The organism is Solwaraspora sp. WMMB762 (assembly GCF_049179115.1).
Lineage (GTDB): Bacteria > Actinomycetota > Actinomycetes > Mycobacteriales > Micromonosporaceae > Micromonospora_E.
Genome location: NZ_JBMHMD010000001.1, coordinates 4,447,605 through 4,462,755 on the forward strand (window position 1 = coordinate 4,447,605; position 15,151 = coordinate 4,462,755).

17 protein-coding genes are annotated in these 15,151 nt (G+C 67.0%); 9 read left to right on the forward strand and 8 right to left on the reverse strand.

The annotated features are described in order from the left end of the window. Positions 1-41: 41 nt before the first annotated feature. Together ACN27J_RS19745 and ACN27J_RS19750 are read right to left on the reverse strand one after the other, a co-directional pair. Positions 42-668 (reverse strand): TetR/AcrR family transcriptional regulator, encoded by a 627-nt coding sequence (locus ACN27J_RS19745; RefSeq protein ID WP_421368354.1) that lies wholly within the window; start codon positions 666-668, stop codon positions 42-44. Between the two features lie 210 nt (positions 669-878). Further along, positions 879-1,538, reverse strand: coding sequence for a TetR/AcrR family transcriptional regulator (locus ACN27J_RS19750; protein WP_278172447.1), 660 nt, complete (start codon positions 1,536-1,538; stop codon positions 879-881). A gap of 148 nt (positions 1,539-1,686) precedes the next feature. Between ACN27J_RS19750 and ACN27J_RS19755 the strand changes: the two genes are divergently transcribed. From ACN27J_RS19755 to ACN27J_RS19765, 3 genes are read left to right on the forward strand one after another with little or no spacing between them, the layout of a single operon-like run. Further along, positions 1,687-2,730 (forward strand): DUF3558 family protein, encoded by a 1,044-nt coding sequence (locus tag ACN27J_RS19755; RefSeq protein ID WP_421368356.1) that lies wholly within the window; start codon positions 1,687-1,689, stop codon positions 2,728-2,730. A 48-nt stretch (positions 2,731-2,778) separates the two neighbouring features. Then, on the forward strand, positions 2,779-4,206 hold the full coding sequence (locus ACN27J_RS19760; RefSeq protein ID WP_421368358.1) for a hypothetical protein: 1,428 nt from the start codon (positions 2,779-2,781) through the stop codon (positions 4,204-4,206). 12 nt (positions 4,207-4,218) lie between these two features. After that, complete coding sequence (locus ACN27J_RS19765; protein WP_421368359.1) at positions 4,219-5,034, forward strand: hypothetical protein; 816 nt, start codon at positions 4,219-4,221, stop codon at positions 5,032-5,034. A gap of 282 nt (positions 5,035-5,316) precedes the next feature. Here the strand turns inward: ACN27J_RS19765 and ACN27J_RS19770 are convergent, their stop codons facing one another. Genes ACN27J_RS19770 through ACN27J_RS19780 form a run of 3 tightly spaced genes read right to left on the reverse strand, consistent with a single transcriptional unit; the run spans position 5,317 to position 5,967 of the window. After that, the gene (locus tag ACN27J_RS19770) at positions 5,317-5,454 is read right to left on the reverse strand and encodes a hypothetical protein (protein ID WP_282232797.1); all 138 of its coding nucleotides are present in this window, start codon (positions 5,452-5,454) and stop codon (positions 5,317-5,319) included. Positions 5,455-5,497: 43 nt separating this feature from the next. Continuing rightward, positions 5,498-5,722: a hypothetical protein gene (locus ACN27J_RS19775; RefSeq protein WP_421368362.1), complete on the reverse strand. Its 225-nt coding sequence runs from the start codon at positions 5,720-5,722 to the stop codon at positions 5,498-5,500. A 5-nt stretch (positions 5,723-5,727) separates the two neighbouring features. Then, positions 5,728-5,967, reverse strand: coding sequence for a hypothetical protein (locus ACN27J_RS19780; RefSeq protein WP_421368365.1), 240 nt, complete (start codon positions 5,965-5,967; stop codon positions 5,728-5,730). A 185-nt stretch (positions 5,968-6,152) separates the two neighbouring features. Between ACN27J_RS19780 and ACN27J_RS19785 the strand changes: the two genes are divergently transcribed. Further along, complete coding sequence (locus tag ACN27J_RS19785) at positions 6,153-6,347, forward strand: helix-turn-helix transcriptional regulator (protein WP_282232800.1); 195 nt, start codon at positions 6,153-6,155, stop codon at positions 6,345-6,347. A 207-nt stretch (positions 6,348-6,554) separates the two neighbouring features. Here the strand turns inward: ACN27J_RS19785 and ACN27J_RS19790 are convergent, their stop codons facing one another. Then, a complete protein-coding gene (locus tag ACN27J_RS19790) occupies positions 6,555-7,805 on the reverse strand; it encodes a helix-turn-helix domain-containing protein (RefSeq protein ID WP_421368367.1) in 1,251 nt (416 codons plus the stop codon). Between the two features lie 171 nt (positions 7,806-7,976). Next, on the reverse strand, positions 7,977-8,324 hold the full coding sequence (locus ACN27J_RS19795) for a hypothetical protein (RefSeq protein ID WP_421368369.1): 348 nt from the start codon (positions 8,322-8,324) through the stop codon (positions 7,977-7,979). 541 nt (positions 8,325-8,865) lie between these two features. Here ACN27J_RS19795 and ACN27J_RS19800 point away from each other — a divergent pair. Genes ACN27J_RS19800 through ACN27J_RS19820 form a run of 5 tightly spaced genes read left to right on the forward strand, consistent with a single transcriptional unit; the run spans position 8,866 to position 14,555 of the window. Further along, complete coding sequence (locus ACN27J_RS19800) at positions 8,866-10,737, forward strand: hypothetical protein (protein ID WP_421368371.1); 1,872 nt, start codon at positions 8,866-8,868, stop codon at positions 10,735-10,737. Positions 10,738-10,746: 9 nt separating this feature from the next. Next, a complete protein-coding gene (locus tag ACN27J_RS19805; protein WP_421368372.1) occupies positions 10,747-11,379 on the forward strand; it encodes a hypothetical protein in 633 nt (210 codons plus the stop codon). Positions 11,380-11,427: 48 nt separating this feature from the next. Further along, positions 11,428-12,129, forward strand: a complete 702-nt coding sequence (locus ACN27J_RS19810) for a vWA domain-containing protein (RefSeq protein WP_421368374.1) — start codon at positions 11,428-11,430, stop codon at positions 12,127-12,129. Positions 12,130-12,153: 24 nt separating this feature from the next. Beyond that, entirely contained in the window at positions 12,154-13,272 is a 1,119-nt protein-coding gene (locus tag ACN27J_RS19815; RefSeq protein ID WP_421368377.1) for a protein phosphatase 2C domain-containing protein, read from the forward strand. Beyond that, the gene (locus ACN27J_RS19820; RefSeq protein WP_421368379.1) at positions 13,266-14,555 is read left to right on the forward strand and encodes a protein kinase domain-containing protein; all 1,290 of its coding nucleotides are present in this window, start codon (positions 13,266-13,268) and stop codon (positions 14,553-14,555) included. Before ACN27J_RS19815 ends, ACN27J_RS19820 begins: the two co-directional genes overlap by 7 nt. 17 nt (positions 14,556-14,572) lie before the next feature. Here ACN27J_RS19820 and ACN27J_RS19825 read toward each other — a convergent pair whose 3' ends face one another. Then, entirely contained in the window at positions 14,573-14,926 is a 354-nt protein-coding gene (locus ACN27J_RS19825) for a hypothetical protein (RefSeq protein ID WP_421368381.1), read from the reverse strand. Positions 14,927-15,151 lie beyond the last annotated feature (225 nt).

The window sequence follows — 15,151 nt, forward strand, 5'->3', positions numbered from 1 at the left end:
CGGCATCCTCTGTCGTGTCGGTCGTTACGGAACTTCGGGTTTCAGCTGGCGCCGGGCTTCGGGCCCTCAGCTGGCGTCAGGTCTCGGTTGCGCGTCGAGCCCGGTTCGCCGAGGGTCCGGTCGATCACCTGGCCCAGCAGCGGGCGGAGCCGGTCGGCGTCGAGGTCGAGGTGTTTGGAGCTGGCGGCGGCGACCCCGGCCAGCACCACCAGGGCGGCGAACCGGTCCTCCATGCGCCCGGACCGGCCGGTGAGGGCGTCGAGCAGCCGGTCGATCATCTGTTCCAGGTCGCAGAAGGCGGGTTGGTGCAGCATCTGCGGGATCTCGGCGTAGAGCACCGCGATCTGCCGCTGGTAGCGAAGGCAGAGTTCGATGAAGCCGTCGATCGCGGTACGGCGGGCGGTCTCGTCGTCGAGTCCGGCCAGTTGCCGGTCGAGTTGGGCCAGGCTGGCGACCGCCGGGTTCATCAGGGCGGCGAGGATCGCGTCCTTGCTGTCGAAGTGGTAGAGCAGGGACGCCTTGGCGCAGCCCACCTCGGCGGCGATGTCCTGAAGGGAGGCGCCCCGGAAGCCGACCACCGCGAAGCGCTGGGCGGCCACGTCGAGGATCTGTTCGCGTAGCTCGGGCCGCGCTGCGCCGCCCCGGCCGGTCTGCGTCACCTTGCCCACCTCCTCTCCTCAGGTCACCTGCCGCGACCAAGGATGCCGGAGCGAACCCAGAAACCCTGACCGATCGGTCAGAAGGTGAAGCAGCTCACAGAGACGGCCCGCTCAACCTCGATCTCGACCGACAAATTCCACCCGAAGCGGGTGGAAGCCTGACGAGAGCCTGATGAGAGTTCGTTAAGAGTCACCCGGAGCAGGGGCGACGGAAGAGGGTCACCGGGCCGGCAGGACCGCGTGTTTCAGCTGGCTGGCCAGCCAGTCCCGGAAGTCGGTCTCGTTCCAGCCGCAGCGCAGCACCAGGCTGGCGTAGTGCGCCGGGTCGTTGTAGAACCAGACGAGATCCACCGACCGGTCGAGGTCGGATCCGTACCGCAGCGGTCCCAGGTCGCGCAGTCGCGCGACCACGCCGGTGGCGCCGATCCGGCGGTTACGCAGCAGCGTCTCCCAGACCTGGGCGACCTCTTCGGCGTCGTCGGCCGCCTGCCGTACGGTCTCGAAGATTCGTGCCGTCCGGCCGCCGATCAGCCGGCACACCTCCGCGTACGCGTCGAGGACACCTTCGGCGGTGTCGGCGAGCCGCACCGGCTGGAACCAGGGCCGCTCGACGACCGGCACCGGTTCGTCATCGCCAGCGAGGGCCTCGTCGAGGACCTGTCGCAGCAGGGCCGGTTTGGAGCCGAAGGCGGCGAAGACGGTGGGGCGGGCGACACCGGCCACGACGGCGACGTCGGCGAGCGAGGCACCGGCGTAGCCGCGTTCGACGAAGAGGTCCCGGGCTGCGTCGACGATCGCCCGTCGGGTCCGGCGGGCGTTCTCCTCGCGTACCGCTGATCGGTATTTCCGGGTCGGCCTGGTCTCGTTGTCGGCTGCCATAGCTCCGTCACCCTACCAAGTTATTAACTAGACAGCGTCTCTGGACTAGCTGGTGTCTATTGAATATGCTCAGAGCAGCCTGACCGGCGTCGGACCGCCAGCACGGTCCCGACCGGGGCGGCTTCCCGCTGCGACGAAAGGGTCAGCCATGCCAGGACCACGCGTCGGCGCCGCGCGCCGTACGCACCCCGGGCCGCCTCGCCAGCTTCTGTCCGGCCTCTTCGGCCTCACGACGGCGCTGCTGGTCGTGACGGCCGCCGCCTGCTCGCCGGGCGGCACCACACAACCGGCCGACCCCGGCGGTCAGCCGGCCGGGTCGGCCAGCCAGCCGGCGGGCGGGCAGCCCGGCGACGAGTCGCCACCGCCGGTCGACGCCTGCACGCTGCTCACCGCCGACGAGGTCACCCCGATCATCGGCGCACACGACGGCGGCGGGCCCGGCGACGGCCTCGGCGAAAGCGTCTGCGTGTGGGAGAACCCCGACACCTACCACTCCGTGACGGTCAGCATCGGCAGCCCAGGGACGGCCGCCTCCGGTGAGCTGCCCGCCGAATCGGCGTACGGCGAGACCGAACCCGGCCCGGACGGGATCCGGTTCGCTCCCGGCGGCTTCGCCGAGTTCATCGTCGACGACCGGGCCTGTGAGGTCCAGGTCGTCGCCCCCGACGACGACCGGGACGTCGCCGTCGAGCTGATCGGGCTGATCAGGAGCCGGATGTCGACCGCGGGGACCTCGACCGGACTGCCGACCGGTTTTCCGGACGACAGCGCCGCGACCGGCCAGGCTCCACCAGCGAGTACGGAGACCGACCCGCCGGCCGCGCCGGCCGTGATCAACCCCTGTGACCTGGTGACCCAGCAGGAAGCGGAGCAGTTGGCCGGCACGCCACTCGACGCGCCCCGACAGGTCGAAGCGACCTGCACGTTCACCTCGCCACCGACGGGGCCGACGGCTCAGGTGGAGGTCTTCGTCGGACCCGGCGCCAAGAAGATGCTCGACATCAACCGGGAGCTCGGGCACGAATTCCGTGAGCTGCCCGGCGTCGGCGACGAGGCATACGCCGAAGACGACAGCGTGTACGTCCACATCTCCGGCCAGTGGGTCTCGATCCGGTTGGTGCGGCTCAACGATCCCGCCGAGAACCGGCAGGCGCTCGAAGACCTCGCCCGCGTCGTCGCCGGCCGGCTCTGACCACCGTCCATCTTCCACCGTCATCGGCTCACCCGAAGGGTGTCGGTCATGGGATCACGCTTCACCAACTCCCGGCGGCTGATCGGGTCGGCCGTCGCCGTACTCCTGGCGGTGTCGGCCTGCGGCGGCGCGGGCCCGGCGGACGGTCCGCAGCCGGACGCGGCATCGCCGGTGAATGCCGAGGCCGTGCAGCGGTACGGTGCCGCACCGACGCCGCACCCGGACGTCACCTACCAACCGGACGTGGTGTTCGTCGGCGGCGGCGCGGACGCGGTCCGCTCGGTCGCCGCGGACATCTTCACCTGGCGCATCGACCCGGCGGCGAAGAACGCCGACCGGCTCGCCCCGGGCAAGGTCATGTTCCTCACCGGACGGGCGGTGGGCCGGGTGGTCGACGTCCGGCGCGACGGCGACGATTTGGCCGTGGCCCTCGGCCCGGTGGACATCACCGAGGTGATCCGGGACGGCACCTTCACCAGTGCCGAACCGGTCCCGTTGACGGCTGCGGTCCCGATGCCGGACGCGGCGGCCAACTGGGCGGAGTCCGGCGACGACAGCGGCGGCGTCGGAGGTGGCGGTGCGGTCGGTGGCGGTGGCGGTGGCGGTGGCGGTCTCACGGTGCCGGCGGCCGCCAGGGTCGGCCGGCTGGCCGCCACGCCGATCTGCTGCTCCGACGGGGTCGGCGCCAGCTTCACCTACGACAGCAACGGAGTGCGCCTGCTCGGCAAGGTCATCCTCAAGATGACCGCACCGACCGCCGGCTTCCATCTGGAGATCCGGGGAGCGACGGTGACCCGGGCCGAATTCATGGTGAACGGGGCCGCCGCGTTGCGGGTGGAGATCGAAGCGACGACGTCGACCGGCCGCAACATCGACCCCCGCATCCCGATCCCGGTCGACTTCAGCGTCCCGATCGGCGAAGTGCTGGGCGTGCCGTTCTCCGCGACGGTGACCCAGGTCATCGGGGTGAACACGGCGTTCGGTGCCAAGGACGGCAACATCAGTGCCACCGGCGAGTGGGCGCTGAGCCAGTCGATCGGCTTCGGCTACGCCAACGGCTCGTTCGGCGTACGGGCACCGAACTCGATCAGCGTCGACCAGAGCCTGATCGACTCGATCTCCGGCATCTCGGTCGGCGTGAACGGCGTATGGCTCGACTACCACGCCAAGTTCCACGTCGGGCTCGGCGCGCTCGGCTTCATCGCCGGGCTGTACTTCGAGTTGACCCTCACCCTCGGGATGACCATCGGCTCCGCACTCGGCGCGCCAATCGCACTGTGCCGCAGCGCCCAGCTCGGCCTCTGGGCGTCGTACGGCGTTGGCTACACCATCCCGGCGGGACTGGCCGCGGTGATCAACACATTCCTGCAATTGTTCAACGCCAAGCCCATCCCCAAGGAGGGTGGCGTCGGCGACAGCAAGCTCCTCTACGACAAACCAGTCGTCTATCCGGACGTACCGATCTGCCGAAATTGATACCCTGGGGCTGTGTCGGCCACCGTGGATCCACCGTCGCCGCGTACCGATCCGACCACACCTCGGCAAAAGATCAACTGGGTCGACCGCCTCATTCAGGCAGCGGCTTTGGCCGGGTCGATCGCCGGTGTCGCGTCCTTCTTCACCGAGCATCCCACCGCTGGGCTGCGGCTCATCGCGGGCAGCCTGCTCGTCGGCGGGGTCGCGCTCGCTTTCAGATGGCGTACGGCCGGCGGCCCTCGCTTTGGTTTCACCGGTGCACTGGCGCTGGCGCTGATCGGGGCCGGCGTCTTCGGCTGGTCGGTGCGTCCGGGCGCCACACCGGACGTCGCGGCACCGGACGTCGCCGCGCCGGCACTGGGCCCGACCAGGACCACTGCGTCGGGTTCGTCGGGTTCGTCGCCCACCGCCGGCGGACCGGATCCCGCGCCCGGCGGCACATCGGTGACGGTGCACCGGGCAGAAACCGTCGTCCCCCTCTCCGCGAGAACGGAGATCGACCTCGACTCACTCGCGCCGGACTGGGACGTCGCGGGCTACGACGAGACGGGCCGGGCCGATCTTCGGTTCAGCACCATCGGCCTCGAAGCGATCAACAACGCCGAGCTACGGGAAGCCACCGGTGACGGCCCTGATCTCTGCCAGCAGGCGACGGCGCAGTACGAACTGACGCTCGACGAGGACCTGCCCGAGACCAGGTACACCTGCGCGATCACCAACGAAGACCGCTTCGCCTCAGTGCGGTTCAACCGCGAAGACGTCCGGATGGGATACACCGTATTCAGCTCGATCAACCTGACGATCACGGTCTACAACCGTGCCGCCTGACCATCGCCCGACCCGGCCGCCGGGCAGGGTTACGACCCGTCGTGCCGGGGCAGACGATAAAGGCCATCACGTTGCACGAATATCTCCCGCCGCTCGGCGGCATCACCGGATTTGTCGATCACATAACCCGTGACCCAGAGCCAGCCCTCGTACGTCGGCTTGGGGTCGACCGAGATGACCCGAAACCGCAGCCTGCGCTCACCAGCGAACTGCACACTGGCCTCACCACCGACGACCAGGACGTCACCCGGCCTCGGCTCGGGCGCACGGAGCAGCCGACTACTACCCGCCACGCCGATCCGCCAATGGATACGTCGTACGCCCACAGTCCGGACACCACCGCGACTTCACCTTGAACGACCACAGCCCGGCGCAGAAGCCCAGCAGCGCCGCGCTGAACAGCGCCCCGATGTCCCACATCGATCCGTCCCTCTCCCAAGAATCCCGACGCGGTCACCCGTCGTCAGTCGTCGAACGCCACGGGCTCGCCGCCGTTGGCCTGCCACCGGGCAAGGACCTCGGCGAGGATCCGGCGGGCACCGGCCTCACCGTGCTCGGCCTTCAGATCCTCGAAACTCCACCGCAGCGTGAGAGCCACCTCGGCCGCTTCGTCGGTTTCGCACTCGCGGGTGGAGTAGGCGTCGTCGGCGTCGGCGTTCGGACCCGACTCGCCAGCACCGTCGTCCACCAGGATCACAACCCTGCCGGTACGCGGTAGCCGACCATCTGGCCGTAGGTCATCAGCGGACGCAGCGTCGGAGTGAGCATCGTCGGCTCGGACGACCAGCGGTGCCCACGGTTGCCTGCCAACCGCCGCTGCCTGGCCGCCGCCCGCTCCTGGTCGAGCCGGGCCAGGCGCTTCGACGCCGCCGACCGCCCGTCCCGCCACTCCCGCCACCGCACCGCCAGCTCACGAATCATCTCGACGATCACTGCTTTTCCCTCCTTCTCAAGATCGTTTTCCTCGCCACGCAATCGATCAAGCCCACGGCGTCGCCCTGCCGGCACACCCACGAAGGGCACCGGCGGTTTCGCCTCATCAGCATCCCCTGCAACGTGCGCACCGTCAACCTTGCAACTGGCAATCTTCACGGAGGCAAGGTGCATAGCTTGACCTTGTGAAGCTGGTCGCGCTGTCCGACGTCGCCGAGATGCTCGGCGGCGTATCGCGCACCCGCGCCACCGAGATCACCAACCGGGCGAGCTTCCCGGCACCAGTCGCACTCGTCGCCTCCGGCCGGATGCGGATCTGGGACCGCGACGAGGTCGCCGAGTGGATCCGCACCCACCGCCCGACCCAGCAGGAAGACTGACCGGCATCACCAGGTCATCAACCATCTCGACAATCACCGCCCACCCGATCAGCTCTCGCGCTGTCCTGACTAGATACTCATCCACCGACTACACGCAGTGAACGCATCGGGCGTACGTCTTTTCTGATGGGTCGGACGGCAACTGGTACGCGGCGTACGACTTCGCTCGCCGCCCACAGCGGCGCAGGCACAATTTGTGCAAGACGCTCAGGAACCCGAGCCCAGCAGGTCAGCCAGCGCGGCCAGTTCCTGACTTACCGGCCGACGGCGGCGGGTAAGGATCGTGGTGACGATGTCCCGGGCGTACCGCTGATGTCGCAACCAGGTGGGCGATACCGCTCGGAGCCCGGACAGGATGCGTGTCGCTTCGACCAAGTCGCCGCGCTCGGCGTTGGCCCAGGCACGGTCGAGTTGGTGGCGATTCCGGTTGTCCGACGTGGCCCGGCCGCTCCCCGGAGGTACGCGCCCCGCCAGCGCGAGCGCCGTGACGGGGTCGCCCGCTACGACCGACATCTCCACCCGCTTCATCTCCACGGTCACCGGACAGAAGGCACCCATGGTCACCGGCATGCGGAGAGCCACGTCTGCCGGTAGCTGCTCGCCGATCCGGACCGCCGCCGCACCGGCGGCGTCGAGCATTTCTCCGGCGTCGTTGGCGCGACCATCACGGATCGCGGCAGCCGACCCACGCAGCATGAGCCAGCCCCAGACCGCCAACCGGGTCGGGTCCGTACGGGAAAAACGTGGCTCGATCGCGTCCGCCGTGGCGAGGGCCAACCGCTCTGCCTCGTCGAACCGGCCCTGCCGAAGGAACAGCCAACACATCGTGGTGACGACTGACGCGGCGATCAGTTCGTCTCCGGACTCGTCCGCGACATCGAGCGCGAGACTCAGCGCATGATAGGCAAGATCGAAACGCCGGAGCTGGATCAACGCCGTCCCGGCGATCTGGTACGCCTGAGCGAGCTGCCCCGCGCCAGCAGCCCGCTGGTCGCCGGAGTTCGCATCGACAAGGCTGCGCGCCTCACCGATCAGCACCGGCAGCCGGGCCAGCGCGCTGGCGTAGTCGTCACCATGGTAGATCCGGTCAATCCCGGCAATCGACATCTGCAGTTCTCGCACTGTTGGCGGATCTGTCGAGACACCACCGACGGTCATCCCGCTCAAGCCACGGGCCGGAGTCAGCGCCCGCCGTAGCAGGCCAACCGCGATCTCGTCGTCATCGGTCCCGGCACCGGCCGCCGAGCTGGCGACACGAGGCCCGACCAGTACGGAGGTCGGCACGGCAAGCGCAGCGGCGATCGCTCGCAAGGTCGACATCCGTGGTGATCCCGGCTTGTTCTGCTCCAGCTTCTGGATCGTCTCGATCGCGAGCCCGGCGGCCTCAGCCAACTGCTCCTGAGTGAGTCCCCTGAGTCGACGTAGCCGCCCTACGTTGTCGCCCACCGTCGGACTCATCGCGCCGCCTCCCGAACCCGCGTGCCCGCCGTACGGAACTCGGCCCTGCCATAGCGACCGCCGTCAACAACCGTACCGTGACGACGTCGCCGACTTGCGTGGGCCGGTGATCTGACGTAGCGTCCTCCAGCGTCCAATCAGGATGACGAAGCCGCGTTCGCCCTACCACCGCTAACCGCGTAGCAGTTGGTTGTAGCAGCGGTTGTCGCGGGCAAGCCGGCTGCCATCGGAGAGTTGCTTGATCGGGGTCTTGACGCCCTGGCCTGCGTTCTCGTAGCCGGAGTCGGCCAGGGTGGGCAGGTTCAGCTCGGTGGCGGCCCGGTTCAGGACGATGTGCAGGTCAGTGGTCTGTGCAGTGAGGACCGTGAGGCCCTCGGTCAGGTACTGGTAGGCGGTCGCCCAAGAGACGCCGAAGCCGGTGGCGAGCAGCGCGGTGTCCTCGCCCTTGCGAAACCAGACGAGCACCATCAGCGCGTGCGAAAGCAGGTCAGGCGCGGTGCCGGTTCGGGTTCCTCGCATCCGGCTTCACGGCTTCATCCGTGTCGCACTAATCAACACATTCGCGTCGCTGAGACCAGCTCACTGGTCGACGCAGCGGCGATGTACGTCATCCTGCGCGTACAACCGATCGAGCGTCGGCGGCATGTCCGTTCAGCCAGTCATCGTCGCCTGTCTGTAGGCATCCGGCATGCCACCCTTGCCGTTACTGTGTGACGTCGGATGAGCGCCGTATCGGCGCACCGTCCTGCTGCGGTGGAAAGGAAGGCTGACGCTGCGCATGATCAACACTGTCCTCACTCGCTTGAGTGCCCGACCGGCCGTACGCGAGCTTTAGGGCCGGCTGGCCAGCTCGCTAGGGCTGGCCTGTGGCGCTGTTCCTGAGGCCGGCCGCCACAGTCCGGTCATCATACGTTGGACGGACCGGCGGGCACTGGACGGCCCGAACCGAGCCGTTTGTTTATCAAATCGTGGAGCTCGCGTACCTTCGGGCCACGAGCGACCAAGAAAGCTCCACGCGTGACTCCAGAAATTCGGATTCGATCGGCATACCATGAAATCTTTGGCTGACATCGCCAGCGAGCTGGACAAGCTCGCGAAAGAGCCGGCCTGTAGCAATCTCGCCACTATCCTCGATCGCCTGGCGACGGATTTCCGGGCCGGTGAGATCCAACGCTGGGCCAACGTGGACATCCTGCGGCAGCTCGATCCGGACGAGGTCGTCGTCGCCAGGTCCGCCACGGCCACCCGGCGGCTAGAGGTGCTTGACCTCTTTCGGACCCTGGCCCTGTTCCTTCCGCTTCTGTTCACGTGGGGCGGCATATTCTTTGCCGTACACGCGTACCGAGGCCTGTTGAATGCCCCGCAGGAGGAGCAAGCGAGGTTTCAGGACGCGTCGTTTCTCCAGATGTGGACCCAGGGATTCGGCCATCGGACCTGGGTCACTCTTGACGTCGTTGCGCTCTTCGATCTCATCGCGATCGCCGTGGTCGTGGTCCTCTTCGGATCCGGCGGATGGCTGCAGCGACGCGCGGACCACGAGAACGACACGGTTCGCCGAGACATCGTCAGGCAGCTACGCTCAGTCGCCACCGAGGCGGCGTTGGCCGTGAGTGAACAGGCGGACAGCCGGCCGGACCGCCTGTTGGTGGAGCTCAACCAGCTGGCGCCTGCGTTGCAGGAGACCCTGCGAAGTCTGGTCGCCGCACAGAAGGAACTCGTCGCCTCGGCGGAAGCCGGGAGGGCGAGCTCCACCGCCCTGACGGCAGCCACCGGCGGTCTCGCCAACGCGGCGAAGGGGGTCGCCGACGGTGTCGGCGAGCTGACAACGAACATGGCGTCCATCGGCGCGACCGCAGGGAGATTCGACGACACGGCACGGTCTCTGGTCGATTCGATGAGCGATGTCACCGAGCAGCTGCCTTTGATCCGCAATCAACTGCACGACCATCTCCAGACCGCCGCGCAGTTCAGCGACCGGGTGGACGTCCTGCACAAGCAGCACCTGGAGAGTCTGTCCGGCATCGTTCCGCTCTACGAGCAGACGTTGCAGCATCTCCGGGAAGCGCAGTCGGAGATCGTGGCCACTGTCGCGCACGGAAAGCAGAACGTGGAAGATCTCGTCCGCGCGTCCGGAGCCATGGCGAACGCGGGGAGCGTGGTCGCCGGAAGCGCCGACGGCCTCCAAGCCCACATCACCTCGATCGCCGCCGCGACCGGCACGTTCGAAACCACCGTGCAGTCGCTCCTCTCCGGCGCCACCACCATGAATAGCCGGTTGCCGGCGCTGCAGAAGGACGTCGTCGACGTACTGGGGGCCGTCAAGAGCGTGGGCGCAAAGCTCGACAGCCTGTACGAACGCCAAGAAGTGCTCGTACGGGATCTGGGCCACGTCATCGACGTTCCACTGGCGGCGGCAGCGGCGGCCAAGAGGACCGCCAAGCTTGCCGACGCCACCGAAGCCGCGTTACTCAAGACCCTCACCAAGCTGCCGGGTGAGATGGAGAAGCTGGGCGGCGCCATGATTGCCACGTTGGATCGGGAACTCGCCGAACGCCGAGCGGCGGCGGATGCCATGAGTGGTACGTCCGCTGCGGCCGAACAAATGGTGTCGTCGGCCGAACAGGTGATGCGCGCACAACTTGAGCTGACGAGCCAAACCGTCCGCCGGTTCGAGCAGGAACTCGAAGCCACTGCGGCCACCCTGGCACAGTCGTCACGAGACGCTGCGGCGACCTTGACGCAGGCAATCGACCGGCTCCGTGAAACACCGCCGCACGTCCTGCCGGACCTGCATCAGGTGCACCGTCAGCTGGCGGAGAACCTCGACGCCAGCCGGCGTCTGCTCGAGGCCCTGTCGAACCCGGGACGCGGGGGGGCGCCACGTCGTGGTCGGATCTCGTCGCTGCTGCGCCGACGCCGGCCGATCGGATAGCGGGCCGCTGTGCATCAGCCACGCACCTCACCGACCGCGCCGAATGCGGCGCGACTTCTCGGCATCGTCGGCTGGGTCTTCGCCGACATGCTGTTGGTCCTCGTCGTAGTTTTCCTCGCGACCCAGACCGGCGGCGCCGTAACGCCGAACGCTGTCGCGACCCCCACCCCTGCGGCAACCCCGAGCGCGTCACCGACGCCGCAGGTTACGAACCTGTTGCCCGAACCGCCCCCCGGTGTCGACAGCGACTTTGTGTGCATACGGATCGACACCGATCCCGCTCTGCTGACTGGGGCGCCGTCCGCTGCTCGTGATGCCCACCTGGCCGCCATCGAGCGGCAGGTGAAGAAACGGACGTCGCAGCCTGATCTGGCCGGTCGGAGGGCGGGAATTGTTCTGTCGTTCGGCGTGGCCGATTCCCCGGACGAGGGAACCAGGTACGCGGACGCGTTCAACACGGAGATTTTGCCCCAGGTGCCGGCCGTTTTCAGCCGGGCCGACGGAGCAGTCGTGGGGAGCCGCGCCTTCTGGGGTGGTCGACCGCGCGAAGGCAGGAAATCCGGCTCTATCGAGGTGAACATTTATCCGATGATCGACGCGACGCACGGTCCCCTGGGCCGTCTCGGCGCGGAACGCTGTTGACAACGAAGCACCACTTCGCGATCGTCGCGGGAGTGGGGAGGGATCAAATTGACCATGATGGACCTGCCCGGTGGGGCGATATCCAGGCGGCCGCTGCGCTTCTACTGGGTGCTCGACGTGTCTGGATCGATGGCCGGGGACAAGATCGACCAGCTCAACTTCGCTATTCGTGAGGCCCTGCCCGCGATGCGGGAGTCGGCCGCCGAGAATCCGTACGCCGCAGTCGAGGTTCGCGTGCTGACCTTCAGCACGGGATACCAATGGGTGACGCCGAAGCCGGTCCCGGTCGAAGACTTCAATTGGACGGGCGTCCCGGTCAACGGCATCACCGACATGGGCGCGGCGATGAAGGCGATGGCGAAGGAGCTGTCCGTCAGCAACATGCCCGAGCGAGGGCTCCGCCCGGTGGTGGTGCTGGTGTCGGACGGGCAGCCGACCGACGATTTCGACAGCGGGTGCGACGCGTTGATGGCGGAGCCGTGGGGCAAGCGCGCCCTTCGGATAGCCATCGCGATCGGCGGCGACGCAGACCTTGACCCGCTCCGTAAATTCATCGGGCACCAAGAGATCGAACCGCTGGCGGCACGTAACTCCCCCGACCTGGTGAAATACATCAGGTATGTCTCGACGACCGTGCTGAAATCGGCGTCGGCACCAGCGAGCCGGACTGTAAGCGTTCCGTCCGACGGAACTCCCACTCCGCCGCCTCCGCCACCCCCTGCCGATCCTGACGCCGACGCCGTCTGGTGAGCGGAGAGCCGAAAGAAGTGTCTAGTGGAGGACGACGCGTTGGGCACACACGGAGTCTCGCGGATCTGGCAGGCAACAAATGTGTCGGTGACCGGAGCGGCGCATCACCGAGGCGACGTCGAGTGCCAGGACGACAGCATCAGCAGGAGCTGGGACTCCGGGTTGTGGGCGTTGGTGGCGGTTGCTGACGGTCACGGTTCCGAGGCGCACTTCCGGAGCCGACGTGGTGCTGAGTTCGCGGTGGCGGCCATGGAAGAGGTGTTCTCCTCCTATCGGGACCTCGAAGAGAAACCCTCTGTCCTGAGGACGATGGCCAGTACGAAAGTCGATTGGTGCGAGGCTCCGAACCTTCTCGTCGCGAACTGGTACGCGCGGGTACGCGACGATCTGATCGCCGATCCGCCCCGGATATTCGAGTTGGACCCGGTAGATGTTCGGCTCGGTCGCTACATCGACCACGTAATCGCGACGCGGGGCCCTGCCGCAGCGCAAAGATTGCACGATCAGTTCGCCGCGTTCGAGTCCTATGCCGAGTCGGTTCACTCCAGCGAGACGGAGCCCGCAGATCCGGACGCGTACGGGCTGAGCCCGCAGGAGTGGGACGCCGAGAGGCTCGGCGACTGGCACCTCCGAGCGTATGGATCGACGGCTTTGGGGGTCCTGATCGGACCAGACGCAATCCACTGGCTACAAATTGGTGACGGGGCCATGGTGACGATCACCGGCGGTGAGCCGAGCTACCTGTGTCCACCGCAGGCGGAGGCGATCGCGAACGCGACGCCGTCGCTCTGCGACGACAATGCGAGGTACCGGATCAGCGCGGGTACGGTACCGGTGGTACCAGGAAACGTTCCGTCCGCGGTCATCTTGGTTACCGACGGTGTGCCGAATTCGTTCGAGAACCAAGCGGGATTTTTCCAGTTCTGCGCCGACATCGCCAAGCGAGCGCTGGGGACCGCAGACCTGTCGGCGGACCTGGAGCGCTGGCTGCCAGAGATGTCGAGGCAAGGAAGCGGCGATGACATGTCGGTGGCCATGGCGTGGGCGACCGATGGTCCGATCGAGCGCCATGGACGGCCGCAGGTGACAAAGTTCAGCTGGTTCGAAAGTGACAGGCGAGACGGGACCGAGACAACATGCTGAAGCCAGGCGACAAACTCGACAGCTCAATGGGAAATCCGGTCACCATCAGCAAGCTGCTGGGGACCGGCGGACAGGGTACGGTCCACGAGGCACGACTGGCCGACGGCGGCAAGGTCGCGGTGAAGTGGTTCCACCCGGCGAGTCAACGACGGGAGCTGCGGGAGAGCATCACGGCTCTGGTCGAGGAGAAAGCCCCGTCCGCGCACTTCCTGTGGCCCGATGACATCGTCACGAAGGGTCACGAGTTCGGCTACGTGATGCGGCTGCGGCCACCGAGCTTCGTCGGCCTCCCGATGGTGCTGGGCCGCAAGGTGGGCATCCGGTTCAGCGAGCTGGTCCAGGCTGCCAGCCACACGGTATCGGCGTTCAAGGCGCTCCAGGCCAAGGGTCTGTTTTACTGCGACATCTCGGACGGGAACCTCTTCATCGACCCGAAGACCGGAGAGGTCCTCATCTGCGACAACGACAATGTCGCATCCTCCCGGGCCAAACCACATGTGCTCGGCACCGCGCGGTTCATGGCGCCCGAGATCGTTCGTCAGGAGAGGAAGCCGTCTCCCCTGACCGACAGCTTCTCGATGGCGGTCCTGTTGTTCCTGTTGCTCATGAACGACCACCCGCTGCAGGGTAAGGCCGAGGCGCGCATCCACGTGTTTGACGAGGCCGCGATGCGACGGATCTACGGCACACACCCGGTGTTCATCTTCGACCCGTCCGACTCGTCAAACCGTCCGGTGCCGGGCGTGCACCTCAACGCACCCGTGTTCTGGAAGTTGTACCCCGAAGTCCTCCGCACGGTGTTCGTTCGGGTCTTCACCGAAGGAATCAACGACCCCGGCCGTCGGCCGTCATTCGGTGAATGGCAGTCGGCTCTGACGGCGGTTGCGGATGCGATGGTCGAGTGTGCCTCCTGCAAGGGCCAGAACTTTGTCTGTGTGACGCGTCCCCATGAGATCGCCTGCTGGCGCTGCCGACAACGGTTTCGGCCCCCAGTTCGACTGGTCATCGGGCGAAGCCGCCTGATCGTTCTGAACCGGACCACGAAGCTGTACGCCCATCACCTGACGAAGATCGGTGACCCTGCGGCCGGCGGCCCGGCCTGCGCCGAGGTCGCGCAACACCCGACCAAGAGCATTCTCGGCCTGAGGAACACCAGCCACACCCAGTGGCTCGCACAGGTGCCCGGTAAGGCTCACCAGGCGGTCGCGACCGGGCAGTCGGTCAGCCTCATCCCTGGAACGAAGATCGACTTCGGGGAGGTAGAAGGCACAATCGAGGCGTAGCCCACCTCACCGAAGGGTTAGACGTCGCCGTGCTGGTGGAAGCTCTCGATCTGGCCGGAAGGCACTCCGCTGGACCGGCACGGCGACCACCGGCAGCGCCACACACGCGCGTCGCCGTCCCAACAGGTCAGACGAGCGCATTGCCCACACTTGACGAAGGATCCCGCTTCGCAGTGTGGGCAACCCGGGAAGCCTTCATCGAGACGCAGAAGCGCGTAGATCACCGCGTTGCCATACTTCTCCCGACCGGCGCGATGCTGGTCGAGCGCGAAGGCCCATGTCGCATACCAGGCGTCGGACCGTTCTTCAATCCGGAGGCCATACAGATTCGCGCTGCGTTCGCATCGGGCGAGCAACACATCGGCGTTCATAGGAGTTAGCATACTCGGAAACATAGGATAACGTTGCTCGTATCGTCTGTGGACGGTTTGTTGGTCTCAGCCGGACGGTGGTCCCTCTGGATCGACGAGCCGAGAACCGATGTCGTCACCGTGTGAAGCTTCGGCAGCGCTCGCACGGACGCGCCTGTCAGCGCCCTGGCCGTACGGAATCGGCACTGCCGCTGGTGGTATGCCATCGACGCGACAATGCAGCGT

Excerpts from the sequence above, each read along its gene's own strand:
- ACN27J_RS19750 (WP_278172447.1), bottom strand. The coding sequence starts at position 1,538 with ATGGCAGCCGACAACGAGACCAGGCCGACCCGGAAATACCGATCAGCG.
- ACN27J_RS19755 (WP_421368356.1), top strand. The coding sequence starts at position 1,687 with ATGCCAGGACCACGCGTCGGCGCCGCGCGCCGTACGCACCCCGGGCCG.
- ACN27J_RS19760 (WP_421368358.1), top strand. The coding sequence starts at position 2,779 with ATGGGATCACGCTTCACCAACTCCCGGCGGCTGATCGGGTCGGCCGTC.
- ACN27J_RS19770 (WP_282232797.1), bottom strand. The coding sequence starts at position 5,454 with ATGTGGGACATCGGGGCGCTGTTCAGCGCGGCGCTGCTGGGCTTCTGC.
- ACN27J_RS19790 (WP_421368367.1), bottom strand. The coding sequence starts at position 7,805 with ATGAGTCCGACGGTGGGCGACAACGTAGGGCGGCTACGTCGACTCAGG.
- ACN27J_RS19795 (WP_421368369.1), bottom strand. The coding sequence starts at position 8,324 with ATGCGAGGAACCCGAACCGGCACCGCGCCTGACCTGCTTTCGCACGCG.
- ACN27J_RS19820 (WP_421368379.1), top strand. The coding sequence starts at position 13,266 with ATGCTGAAGCCAGGCGACAAACTCGACAGCTCAATGGGAAATCCGGTC.
- ACN27J_RS19825 (WP_421368381.1), bottom strand. The coding sequence starts at position 14,926 with ATGAACGCCGATGTGTTGCTCGCCCGATGCGAACGCAGCGCGAATCTG.